The following is a 12,476-nucleotide window of genomic DNA, read 5'->3' on the forward strand; positions in this document are numbered from 1 at the left end:
ATCTTTCATAGATCGCGCTCTTTCAGGCCAGGACTGAAAAGGGTCTTGCTGCCTGGTTGGCTCAGATAGACAAAGAACCCGGAACCGGGAAAGCTCGCCACTTTCACTTTAAGAAAGCCGCCTTGTGCAATGGACTATCGTCTCAAAAGTTTTTCCCAAGCTACATTTCTCCCGCCAACCACAATTTGTGGTTGGCGGGAGAAATGTTTTTTTACAAAATCTACATCGGATGACGTCAAGTAGAGGTGCTATACAAGAGCAATATCCGTCAGGGCAAGGTCCACTCCCACCACGGTGATAACAGTCGTTTGCGCGCCTCCAGTCTCAGTTACGGAGACGATGCTGTCAGCCCCGGTATTATTAATCGAAACACCAGCACCTAAATCCCCGAGAAGAAACAGCGTGTCAGCCGACGTATCAAAACCCTCGATCCTGTAGGCATCTTCAGAAGCAGCCAGATCGACATTGAAGCCGTCCAGGTCGCTGGAAGCACCGAGCAGTGTAAAGTCGAAAGTCCCACTCAGGTCGTTGGCGAACAGGTCAACCGAAAAATTACTGGTTGCCGTGTCGCTATCGGCATCCGTCAGCGACGCGGTGAGGTCAAGTTTAATGTCGCTGGCAAGATTTTCGGTCGCCTGGATGAACTCAATCACCGGAATCTTGATAACACCCTTACCCATGGTGAGTTGAACAGAGTCGATCAGCTTTGAACCCTGTGTATCGATGGCAAAGGATGTTTGCCCTCCTGCCTCCGCGGTCAAATCACCACTCAAAACTTTTACATTGCCTGAATTAGTGCCGTCATCGAAGAAAATCTTGTAGTACAACTCCTCGGTCGTTGGATCATAGCCCTGTACCGAATTGTCGATGAAAACTTTCATGCCGGTTAATAAAGTTTCGGGATTGATGACAAAGCTTTCATCGCCGGCGTTTATTCCTGCCGTGCTGTTCCCATCCAGGTTGTTATTGCCGATTCCTATGCCGGAAGTACTGACATTCATGTTTGCGGAACCAAGAAATGAAAAACCTCCCGCCTCAATTTGTGCCTCGGTGAGATCGGGTTCTCCCAGCCCAATTGCGGATACTATGTCACTATCAGAGGTCGTAGCCTGCACACCGAAAAAGACTACTTGCTCGTCAGGGGGGATAGTCAGGGTTCGCACAGGATCCGGGCCGCCCGCATCGAGGGATCCGTCGGCACTGCTGAACGTGATCGTCGATCCAAATCCCTGTTCCAGGTCAAATACATAGCGGCCATCATGCAACGCCGTAAGAGTGAAGTCCACCGTCGTATCGGCTGTGCCTGCAATATTGTCGAAGTCGGCGGTCAGCGAGCCTGCAAAGAGGAAATCACCGGAGGCATTAGGAGATCCCGCCAGTTCATCGAATGTGAAGCTCGACCCATCGATCGTCGTACCATCCGGTCTGACAAGTTGGAATTGATTCAAAGAGATGTCCAGGTTACCCGGTTGATCAGCGCCAACAGACCCGTTCCATTCCCCATATTGCGGGGCGATGGTGCCGGTGCCTACCAAGTTGCCGAAATCAAGCGTCGGCGTGTCGTCATCAACATTGATTGCCAGCGTGCCATCCGCCGTGTCGCCATCTCCATCGGTTACCCGGTAGTTGATGGCGAACGCCTGGTTGTTCTCGTCCAGCCCCGCCGCATGCATGATTGGCGCATTCTGTGTCACGATGTAGGCGCCCGTCGCGGTGTTCAGCGTCAGCGTCAAGACCGTGGTCGTGCCCTGCTTGACCAGCAGGTTGTCACCGTCAGCCACATAACTGAAGCCCGACGGCGCACCCGTAGTCAGGTAGGCAATCGAGCCGCCATCCGCACCGAAGCTGTGACCCAGCGTGCCGGAGACATTCTCCGCATCGATGTCATCGCCCGTGCCACCCGGATTACCGCCGCTCAGTGCATCGTCATCGAGCTTCACCACATTGTTCGCGGATACCGTCGGCCCATCATCCTCGAACACCAGGTTCGCCCCGATGTTGAGGGTGGCGCTCGCATGATCGCCGTCCTTGTCGGTGATGGTCCCGGTCAAAGTCACCAGGTTGTCCGCCGACAGGGTCTTCGCGTCATCGGGATTGGTCGTGTCAGGATGCACCACTGCCCGCAGCTGGTCGAGTGTGACGTTGCCATTGGCCGCTGCGCTCACTGTGAATACGATGGGGCCAGTGGCCGCCGTCACGGCGTCCGTGCCCGCACGGCCTTGCACTACTCCGGCATTCAGGAACAGGAACACGTGGTTGCCGCTGGCCGTGTCCACCAGCCCGGAATCCGCCCCGGAGGCGCTGATGCCCAGTGCAAAGGCCAGCGTGCCCGCCCCATCCGCCCCGAACGCGGAAGTAAAGTTGGCGGCAAAGTTCTTGGTGTCGTTGGTCGCCAGCACTGTCTCGTCCACCGTCAGCACCGGCTCCACGCCGGTGGTGTTGATGCTCGGCCCGTCGTCCTCGAATTTTACATGGGAGCCGACTTCGGCTGTTGCTGTGGAGACTTGAAGCAGCTTGAAGCCACCAATATCGAAATCGGCATGAGTATCACCGGTTGCGTTAAGTGCGGCTCCGTTTTCGATAAGCACGCGGTTGTGATCGGCCGTTGTGGTGTATTCAATCTTCTCGCCCGCTTTTACTCCGGATATTGTCGCCACGCCGGCGTTGAAAGCTACTGTCACGCCGTTAGCTGTTGCATTGACACCCGTATCGATGAGGACGGTTCCATTTAGCGTGACTTTGACGTGCGTAATTGCAACTGAGCTATCGTTCCCATATCCGTCAATGAAATTTACACCTGGTTCGGCCGCAGTGCTAAAGGCGCTGACTTTAACGACGGCACTCTTGCCGCTCTGTAACTGGACAATGTCGAAAGTGGCCGCTCTTGCATTGAAAACATTGGTAAAGTCGATGTTGGCTTCGACATCCGCCTCGTTCTGATCCAGGTTGGGAATAGTCACATTCTGCCGGGCACCCGTCACGAACGAGAACCGAATACCTTCCTGCTCGGTTATCATCTGGCTGTTGGTGCCGAAGGTGGTCGTACCACCCCCCTGACTGCTATTGATCGTGTCGCCAGTATTTATATTTACCCCGGTAGACTGGTTTGCCGGATCCTTTCCAGTGGCTATGATGGCGGGATCGGTGATCCTGATAACACCGCCATCGTTAACAGTTGTCGGGTTCGCCGTCGTAAACATCAGGAACAGGTTCTGCCCCGAAGGCGCATTCGCAAGACTGAATGTCAGATCCTGACTGGCGCCTACAAAGACCTTATCCAGTAGATTAAGCGAGTCGTCGGGGTTGGTGGGGTCTGTATTCTTGAGAGGAGCGTACTGCACAGACCACATTTTGGCGCCCGACACCGGCGTTCCGATTTCTTCCAAATAAAGAGCGAACACGATCGGACCATCAGCAGCACCTGCACGGCCCAAGACGATATTGTTGTTCGTATCCGTAAAGAGGAGAATGTTGACGCCGTCAAGGGTGTCGAGGCCGCTATCCAATCCATTAAGCGGCGCGCCACCGGGACCGACGAGGCCGAGATCGGTAATGGTTCCGCCGGGTGCTGGCGTGATGCTGACAATATTGCTGCCAGTGTTCCCTACAGCGCCGGTATAGCCGCTTAAGGCGGCGCCAACTGTTGGGGTTCCTGCTCCAAGCGCTGTCAACCGGGTAGAGAAGGCCGCGGGAAGGGACGATACAAGAATATCATTGTCGTCTGCGTCGCCAGCCGGTGCAGGAGTGGCGGTCAAGTTCTGCAACCCGGCCGACTCGTCAAGCGTGAGGTTTACTGATGTGTCTACGGTTATTATAGCCATGTTTGCTTCCCCCAATAGATAGGTAGATTAAGAGTTTTCCTGACGAATGTTTCTGCCGCCACTATGAACATTTTCAGGCTAGCTTTTTGGCTTTAAAATTGCCATGAGTCAAAGGTCCTTTTTTGAATAGGAGAAAAGTACTACGAGAAATAGATATAAACTACCAGCAACGAAGCTACTGGCTCGTTCACTTGATTCATAGGGATTATTCAAGTTGCAGTCTATGGGGCGATAGAGAAACGGAAACAGGTGCCCATGAGTGTGTGTTTGCTGCAGCTTTGGATGTGGAAGGGATGGAACCCAAGCGGTCGAGCTGCTGTTTCCCTAAGGAAGGATCAGGCGGATTCTTGCCTGGATGAACTCAATATCGTTTTTTAATTCTTTACTTGCTTCGTTTCTCTTTGATTCGCTAAATACTATCAGAATGCCTCCAGGAGGGCTTGTTCAAGCTATGCGTGTGCGCATAAGCCCATAGCCCCACGCGGTTGGTCACGCCAAGTTTTTCATAGATCGCGCTGAGATGGTTACGTAACGTCCTTTCACTTATATTCATTGTCGCCGCGATCACCTTGCAGGGCACTCCGGCATGAGATGTTACGGTCGCCACGACAGCCCTCTCCCGGACGGTAAGGGTCTTCAGTTTTTTCTCGCCTATGTTGCCATTTTTAGCGGTTTTTTGATGCGCAAACTTGATAAGTCTGCTGATACTAGCGTTGTCCAGCCAAAGCTGGCCCTCATGAACTTTCTCAATTGCTCTTAAAATTGTTTCCTCCGCTTCTTTTTTTTCAACAATACCTTTGGCACCGGCAAGAATGGCTCTATCATACGCCACAGGATGATGTAACCCGGTGAAGACTAAAACCTTTGCGTTTGAGGTGGCAATTAACCGCAGAATAATATCTACTTCATTCTCAATACTGAGATCCAGGTCGAGCAGAATCACATCGGGAGACAATCTCTCCATTTGGGAGAGAGCCTCGGAGCAGTTTGTGAATCGGCCAACCACTTCCATCTTGGGTCGTTGACTATCAATCAGCTTTTCTAGTCCAAAAAGAACAATACGGTGGCTGTCAATTAGCAAAACCCGAATAGGTGTAACAATTTGATCAGCCATAGTTTTTACTCTTCAATGAGAAGCATGTCGTGAGAAAATAGTATTAATCACCTTTGGCGCGTTCATCTGTTGGCTACCGAACATACTGCGAGTAGTTCGGTAGTCCTAGAGAACTAGTGGAATAGTACTAGTGGAGTAGCAACAGGGAACTCGATTGTTACCCCGAAAGGAGGAGAAGTTTGTCGCGTGATACCCGGTGGTTGCGACGCCCAATAGCGGGCGTCATGCGGCTGGGGACTTTAATGCGACGTGGCGCGTGTCAGCCGGTCAGCATTGTCTTTGGTATCGTAAATGTTGATAGTCGGCTCACCCTCCGCCGCCTTGTTCATGCGCGCGCGAATTTCGACCGCCATCTCATTGTTGCGCTGGACAGCCGGACGTGCTTCCATGGCCTTGAACCAGCGCATGAAGTTGGGAAAGGCAATGCTGTCGACACCCCGATCCTTATGTCCTTTGCACCACGGATAGGTTGCGATATCGGCTATGGTATATTCGTCGCAAGCGAGCCAGGGATACTCGCGTAACCGGTTGTCCAGCACGCGATACAGGCGCAATGATTCGTTGTTGTAGCGGTCTCGCGCATATTGATTATCCTGGGTCTGGCCGTTAAAGTGATTGGCCTGGCCGAACATGGGGCCGATATGCGCCACCTGGAAAAACAGCCACTGCATCGTGTCATAGCGCTTGCATGCATCCTTTGGCAGAAACTTTCTGGTTTTTTCCGCGAGATAAAGGAGGATGGCGCCGGATTCCATCATCGTGTATGGGGCGCCCCCTGGTCCTTCGGTATCCACAATAGCGGGAATTTTGTTATTGGGGCTAAGTTTGAGGTGTTCGGGCTTAAACTGGTCACCCGTCCCGATATTGACGTCGATATGCTTCCATTCGACTCCGGTTTCCTCAAGCATAATCATCACCTTCTGCCCATTAGGGGTGGGGCTCGAATGTAACTCGATCATCTGTCTCTCCTTTATTGTGGCTTACACGAAAACTGCTGCACTTGCTGCATCCTCGATGATGGGGCAGCGAAATTATGGTAAACACTTGCTCGGGATGGTGGAAGCCACCCGGATTCCCGCTCATAATAATGATCTTGAGCAACCTCATGTCAACCAAGCATATCGACCAGGAAATCTGTATTTCAGCAATAATTGATTTATGACTCCATTTTTTCACATTAATCTCAGGGATTCCCTTGTTTAAGATAATTGGAATTTTATTAGGTTATTACTTCCTGGGTATTTTCGGTGCATTCGCCGGATATATCGTCGGCAGTATCATCGATCGTTATCAGGCTTATGGTGCGGGTGCCATTAACCCACTCACTAGCGCCCATCGCCAGACAGTTTTCATTGAGACTGTTTTTATCTTGATGGGAAAGCTTGCCAAAGCCGATGGTCATGTTTCCCAGGATGAGATCAATCATGTTGAAGACTTCATGCGGAAGCTGGGAATGTCTTCCGAGCATCGGCAACTGGCAATCGCCCTGTTCAAGCAAGGGACGGCCGCAGATTTTGATATCAACTCCAAGCTGAACGAATTCATGGCGGTTTGCGGACATACAAACAGCCTGAAGCAGATGTTGCTGGTCTACCTTATTGTCATGGCGCTGGCCGATGGGCGGCTGGATGCGGCTGAAGAAGGTTTGTTAAAAGATTTTGCTTTTCATCTGGGCTATGATCAGTCTGCATTCAAGCAATTGCTGGAGATGGTTTTAGGCCAATCACACTTCGCCGGCGGACAGACGACCTCCGCCAGCGCTTTGGATGATGCTTACAAGGCGCTGGGTGTCAGCAAGGAGAGCAGCGATCAGGAAATCAAACGCGCTTATCGGAAACTGATAAGCCAGTATCATCCCGACAAATTAATGGGTCAGGGGGTTCCAGAAGATATGATTTCCATGGCTACCGCACAAACCCAGGAAGTCCAGACCGCTTATGATTTGATTAAAAAAAGCCGCAATATGTAGATACTGATAGCTGCTCGGGAGTCTGAGCTGAGCAGGTATTGACGCCAGGACATAGGCCGTGCGGCAGCGGTGTTATACGACTGTAAGTAATATTTTCACAGTTTCAGCGGCTTTACATAGCCGGTCATTTCAAAATAACCGCGGCCGGCGGGCTTGCCATTACGCGTAACTGTGACCGCGCCTTCCCAATAGACCGCGCCGGTTGATTGGCGCGAGTCGAGTTCCTGGTCATCCTGCAGTGGTGTAAGCAGCCATTCGGTCGAACCGGTTTGAATCCGCATTGCCACGGGATAGGTGGCATCCGTTCTCGGTGAGCGCCAGGTGCGCTGTGGATGAAAATGCACCTGTTCCGGCTCGTATAGCGTGATATGGCCGGATGCATCGCGCAGTCCAGCGTAAGCCCATACCTTGCTGCCGTCCTTCCCTCGAATTCGAAATGCCATCAAGGCGGAGCCATCGTCGAGACTGGCGCCGACCCAGTCCCATCCATCGGCATCCGGGTCGAGATATGCGGTGGACCATTCGTGGTCGAGCCAGGCGGTGCCGCTTACGGGCATAGGCTTGCCGTCGCGGGTAATCGTCCCGGAGACCTGTAAATGCGGTTCGCTATAGTAGTAGCTGGCTTGTTCCGGCCGAGGTCCCTTGCGTGAGAAACCGTTTTTGTCCTGCTTCATCGGCGGCTGGGAAGGCGTGAGGGATAAGCGTAGGGTAAAGTTATGTGCCTTGATGGTACTCTCATAGCGGCCGTTCTCCTCGCGTACCATGCTCCAATCGTCCAGTCTTACGTCTGTATTGCCTTCTTTGGCATAGGCGAGGCCGAAGCCCTCGCGTGCGCTTTTCTGATCGTGCAGCAGCTTTCCGATGGCTGGATCCGACAGCGCCGCATGCGCAATAATAAGTTGCTTGGGGGCAAAGCGGCTTGGGTTGGCGCGATCGGCTTCGGTCGCGGCGCGAAAAAAGGTGATCTGGAAGCCGAGTGGTTTTTTATCCGGCGTCTCCAGCCAGCCGGTTACATACCACCACTCGGTACGGAAGTTTGGATGCGCGCCGAAGTCATGGGGAAAGGCAAGCGCTACGCCGGAAACCACCGGGGAAAACTGAGGGGGCAATCGAGGTAACTGAGGAGGAGACGGAGACATTGGCGCGGAAGATGAATCGGGAGGTGATTGAGCGACAGCACAAGCGGCAACCAGCTGCAGCGAGAGAACCATCATTCTCGCGAGGCGCATAATCCGGCGCTCGCTTTCGGGAGAACCCCTCATGCAAATGGGATCGCGCTTAAAAAAATACATCACCAATCCTCTCGCACCGCACGTATCGCATTGCCCGAAACGGCATGACGCCCGGACATCAGCGCAGTCAATGCTGCCGACAGCAGTAATACCAGAGCTACGGTAACCAGCCCACTCCACGGCAGGCTCAACTGCATGGTCCAATGGAAAGACTGCGGATTCACGATGAAGACGAGAATCAGGCTGATGCACCAGCCGAGCAAAAAGCCAAGCGCAACGCCCAGCGCAGTCAACAAGCCGCCTTCCATCGCCAGCATACCGAGAATCTGGCGGCGCGTCACCCCGATATGGCGCAATATGCCGAATTCCTTGGTGCGTGCCAATGTCTGCGCCGAGAAGCTGGCCGCCACACCGAGCAACCCTATGATAATCGCTACTGCTTCCAGTAGATAGGTAACCGCAAAGCTACGGTCAAAAATATTGAGGCTTAGCGCGCGGATCTGGCCGCGCTCCGAAAATTCCAGTGCGGCGCCGAACGGCAAGCCTTTCAATGATGCAACCGCTTGCTCGGGAGTTACACCCGCCTGCAGCCAAAGTGCTGCATCGTTCACTTTCTGATCGCCAGACAGTGCCTGGTAGTCTGTCAACTGTAACTGAATTGCGCCGAATTGCCGTCCATAGTCGCGCCATACGCCGGCGACTATGAAATCCGGCGGGGATGCACCTATCGGCAAGGTTACTCGCTTGCCGGGAGTGTAACCGTATAAATCGACCATTGCTTCCGATATCCAGATGGGTATCGCATCCTTCGGGAGCTGGGCAGACGCGATGGTTTCACCGGTCATCGGCAAGGTATTGGCGGGATCGGTCATGTCAATGGGGCGGGCAATCAGCGCAACGCTGGGCCGGCTCGGATCGAGCACCAGTTGCGATGAGCGGAAAAAATCGGCGCGGGAGATGCCCGGCGCAGCGGCGATCGCTTTTACTTCATCCGGTGTAAGGCCGCGCGTATCGCCGCCTGCCGCCGTCTGGACATATAAATCGGCTGGCAGAATATGCCTGAGCCAATCATCAACCGACACACGAAAACTGGTAACCATGATTGCCATCGCGGCTACCAGGCTGAAGCTTGCCAGTACGCCTCCCAAAGCGACAGCGGCCTGATTGGGCGCATTAGCCAGCCGCGCCAGCGCCAGTGCCGGCATGGCGTCGGATATGCGCCGGGTTACCATCAAAAATATAGTGGAAAAAATCAATGCCGAAAGGTGTGGCATGAGTGCAATGCCGCCAATCAGCAATAGTGCCACGGCGAGATAGCCAAAAACCGGCAGGTTAAAAATCGGCGGCAGTTGCGTGAGCAAGCCCCCCAATGCCAGACAGGCGAGGGCGGGCCAAGGGGTGGCCAGTTTCGAAAGCGAGGCGTCTTCGCTTCCGGACTTGAGCGCTGATCCCGGACGGGCGTTTGCGGCTTCCCAGGCGGGAGCCATGCTGCCCAACAAGGTGACGCCTAATCCCAGCATGAAAAAGATCGCGGCCGCAGCCGGGTCAAAATGCACGCTCGGTTGTATGCCAGGGAAGAAACCCCCTCCCAGGTCCCCACCGAAAACATTCAGCGCTGCCGCAGCGATCGCATAGCCCAGAGCAAGACCGAACAGCGAGCCAAGGGTGCCAAAAATCGCTCCTTCCAATAAAATCTGTCCCAACAGTTGCTTGCGCGTGAGTCCGAGCACCCGCAGCAACGCAAACTGGTGACGCCGCCGGACAACCGACAGCACCTGTGTCGAAAATACCAGAAATGCGCCGGTAAACAGCGCCACCAGGGCGAGCATATTCAGGTTGACGCGGTAGGCGCGCGACATATTGGCGACACGCGCTTCCTGGTCCGCGGTTTCCATAACAACGTATCGCTCACCCAATTCCCGCGCCAACGCGGTTTTGAACGCCTCGTGATTGATGCCCGGCATCAGTTTTAATTCGATGCGGGACAATTGACCGATACGTTGGAAGCGCCACTGTGCCGCGCCAATATCCATGACTCCAATACGTTGTCCCGCCCGGGTTCGCACCAGGCCGCCTGCAACCCGCAGCACGATGGTTTGTGTCCCCAGGCGCAACGGTAGAGAATCGCCCCGTTTTACTCCCAGCCATTCCATTGCGGCGGGGGAAAGGAAAATGACATCGTCCGCCAGAATATCGAATAGCCTGTCTTCGGCCGGAATGCCGATCAAGTCAGGCGCAATGTCCGCGGCACGAAAAATATCCAGTCCGAGAATCTTCAGGGTGGTATTTTTTCGTTTATCCGGATTATCGCGAACGGCAACATCGAGTTCCAAAACCGGGTTGGCAAGCTCGACATCACTGTGTTTCGCCAGAGCAGGGTAAAGTGACTCGGCGAAGGTCGCCTGGGTGCTGCGCACCTGCAAATCGGATTGGCCGGAGAGACTTTTGGCGGCGGCAGAGAATTCGTTGAAGGCAGCCGAATTGATCAGATGAATCGCAAACCCGAGCGCTACGCCAAGCGCGATTGCAATGATAACGACAGCAGCCTGCATCAGATGAGCTTTCCATTCACCCAGCAACAACCAGCGCGACAGCGTGCCCCTATTTATCCACTTCATCATCGTTTTGATGCGAGCCCGCCGGAGGGGCTGAATCTGCCGGATAGAGCCCTTCTTTTGTAAGCACCAGCACCCGGTCCGCCGTTGCCGCTGCCGCGTGCGAATGCGTGACGAGGATGCCGGATGCGCCATTCGCCTTGATTTCTGCACGCATCAGCATGAGTATGTCATGTGCGGTATCCGGATCAAGGTTGCCGGTCGGTTCGTCGGCGAGGATCAATCTAGGGCGATGTACCAGTGCACGGGCGATAGCGACGCGCTGCATTTCTCCCCCGGATAGCTGGCGCGGAAAATGCTGTCCCCTATGGTGGAGACCGACCGCATCCAGCATTTGCCCGGCCCGTTCTTCACTACGCTCACCCGCGACACCATTCAGCAGCAAGGGCAGGGCTATATTCTGGCCCAGCGTCAGATGCGGCAGGATATGAAATGCCTGAAAGACAAATCCAAACGCCTTGCGGCGCAGCCGGGTTGCCGCGTCGTCATCCAGCGAGGACATGGCAATGCCGTCAATCAGTATCTCTCCAGCATCGGGGGTATCCAAACCGGCGATCAAATTCAACAGCGTTGATTTGCCGACGCCGGATTCACCCATTATCGCCACATACTCGCCGGCACCCAGGGTGTAGGATAAATCGGTCAGCACCCGCTGTCCGTTCGCATACGCTTTACCAATATGACGCAGTTCCAGCATTGTTGATCGGGCTTAACTATCGAGCCGGCACGCGACATGGAGCGAAACCACGCAACACGGAGCAAAACCGTATTTTTCAACGATAACCCGGTCCAGCAAGCGCAGTGGGCGGAAACCTCCGGCAGGAAGGCGAGATTGCACTGAAATTATCTTAAACAAAAGCGCTATTGTAACGGTTAACCCTCAGCCGTTACCGTTGGATGCGAGTTGGCGCCGTGGCATCTGATCATCGTTTCGGGAATCTATCCTCGCTCAGTCACTTTTTATCCGCCAGTCTGCTGGACTTGCAGCTGCATCAGCAGTCGTGGCCGGAAGAAGCGAGAATGGCGATAACCTCTTCGTCCGTCACTTGCGGGAAATCCAAGTAAAATTGTGCAACAGCTCTAAAGTTGAAGGGAGTCGAGAGACATACTATGCGATCGGCATTGCTGCGCACCTTTTCCAGCGTGTCGGAGGGAGCCACCGGTACTGCGCACACCAACTCGGCGGGTTGTTTCGCCCTGAGCCCATGCAGCGCTGCAAGCATAGTCGAACCGGTGGCCAGCCCATCATCGACTACGATGACGATGCGTGCGGCGGGATCAATCGGCTGCCGCACGGGCGTGTATTGAGATCGGCGCTGCCGTATTGTTTCCAGTTGTGTGGAAACTTCATTCCTGATGTATTCCTTGTCCGCCCCCACTTGCGGGGCATAATCCGCAAGATAAGTCCAACCGCTTTCATCGACCGAACCAATGGCGAACTCCGGATTGCCCGGCGCGCGAAGTTTACGTACCAACACCACATCCAGTTCACCATTCAGCTCTCCGGCAATGATTTTCGCCATCGGTACCGCGCCTCTTGGAATTGCCAGCACCAGCGGGTGTTTGTCCCGATATTCAGAAAGAGCCGCCGCAAGTTGTTGGGCTGCTGTAATCCGGTTTGTAAAAATCACGGCATCTCTCGCTATGACTCGTTAACCTGAATCCGGTAGTTGGCCTGTAGCGGCCTTATCCGGAAGGCGAGAGTCAAATAATACGGAATATTGT

Annotated in this window: 8 protein-coding genes; 1 reads left to right on the top strand and 7 read right to left on the bottom strand. The window is 54.1% G+C overall.

The annotated features are described in order from the left end of the window. Window positions 1-248 precede the first annotated feature (248 nt). The 3 genes from SQ11_RS10860 to SQ11_RS10870 form a co-directional block, all read right to left on the bottom strand. On the bottom strand, window positions 249-3,821 hold the full coding sequence (locus SQ11_RS10860; RefSeq protein WP_052494179.1) for a DUF5801 repeats-in-toxin domain-containing protein: 3,573 nt from the start codon (window positions 3,819-3,821) through the stop codon (window positions 249-251). A gap of 409 nt (window positions 3,822-4,230) precedes the next feature. Further along, window positions 4,231-4,935 carry a response regulator gene (locus SQ11_RS10865; RefSeq protein ID WP_041514197.1) on the bottom strand — a complete coding sequence of 235 codons (705 nt, stop codon included), beginning with the start codon at window positions 4,933-4,935 and terminating at the stop codon, window positions 4,231-4,233. Between the two features lie 239 nt (window positions 4,936-5,174). Continuing rightward, window positions 5,175-5,894: a glutathione binding-like protein gene (locus tag SQ11_RS10870; protein ID WP_041514198.1), complete on the bottom strand. Its 720-nt coding sequence runs from the start codon at window positions 5,892-5,894 to the stop codon at window positions 5,175-5,177. Between the two features lie 236 nt (window positions 5,895-6,130). On the opposite strand from SQ11_RS10870, the gene djlA reads away from it, so the two are divergent. Continuing rightward, window positions 6,131-6,904 carry a co-chaperone DjlA gene (gene djlA, locus SQ11_RS10875; protein ID WP_041514199.1) on the top strand — a complete coding sequence of 258 codons (774 nt, stop codon included), beginning with the start codon at window positions 6,131-6,133 and terminating at the stop codon, window positions 6,902-6,904. 95 nt (window positions 6,905-6,999) lie between these two features. Here djlA and SQ11_RS10880 read toward each other — a convergent pair whose 3' ends face one another. From SQ11_RS10880 to SQ11_RS10895, 4 genes are all read right to left on the bottom strand, one after another. Next, window positions 7,000-8,196, bottom strand: a complete 1,197-nt coding sequence (locus SQ11_RS10880; protein ID WP_232297974.1) for a carotenoid 1,2-hydratase — start codon at window positions 8,194-8,196, stop codon at window positions 7,000-7,002. Further along, a complete protein-coding gene (locus SQ11_RS10885; RefSeq protein ID WP_368730366.1) occupies window positions 8,196-10,757 on the bottom strand; it encodes an ABC transporter permease in 2,562 nt (853 codons plus the stop codon). The genes SQ11_RS10880 and SQ11_RS10885 overlap by 1 nt, the downstream gene beginning before the upstream one ends. After that, window positions 10,738-11,448 (bottom strand): ABC transporter ATP-binding protein, encoded by a 711-nt coding sequence (locus SQ11_RS10890; protein WP_041514200.1) that lies wholly within the window; start codon window positions 11,446-11,448, stop codon window positions 10,738-10,740. The genes SQ11_RS10885 and SQ11_RS10890 overlap by 20 nt, the downstream gene beginning before the upstream one ends. 295 nt (window positions 11,449-11,743) lie before the next feature. Further along, a complete protein-coding gene (locus SQ11_RS10895) occupies window positions 11,744-12,382 on the bottom strand; it encodes a phosphoribosyltransferase (RefSeq protein ID WP_041514201.1) in 639 nt (212 codons plus the stop codon). Window positions 12,383-12,476: the final 94 nt, after the last annotated feature.

Origin of the sequence: Nitrosospira sp. NpAV (genome assembly GCF_000832065.1) — a bacterium.
In the GTDB taxonomy this organism is placed as follows: Bacteria; Pseudomonadota; Gammaproteobacteria; order Burkholderiales; family Nitrosomonadaceae; genus Nitrosospira.

Coding starts and splice junctions, on each gene's coding strand:
- SQ11_RS10860 (WP_052494179.1), bottom strand. CDS start 3,821: ATGGCTATAATAACCGTAGACACATCAGTAAACCTCACGCTTGACGAG.
- SQ11_RS10865 (WP_041514197.1), bottom strand. CDS start 4,935: ATGGCTGATCAAATTGTTACACCTATTCGGGTTTTGCTAATTGACAGC.
- SQ11_RS10870 (WP_041514198.1), bottom strand. CDS start 5,894: ATGATCGAGTTACATTCGAGCCCCACCCCTAATGGGCAGAAGGTGATG.
- SQ11_RS10880 (WP_232297974.1), bottom strand. CDS start 8,196: ATGTATTTTTTTAAGCGCGATCCCATTTGCATGAGGGGTTCTCCCGAA.
- SQ11_RS10885 (WP_368730366.1), bottom strand. CDS start 10,757: ATGATGAAGTGGATAAATAGGGGCACGCTGTCGCGCTGGTTGTTGCTG.
- SQ11_RS10890 (WP_041514200.1), bottom strand. CDS start 11,448: ATGCTGGAACTGCGTCATATTGGTAAAGCGTATGCGAACGGACAGCGG.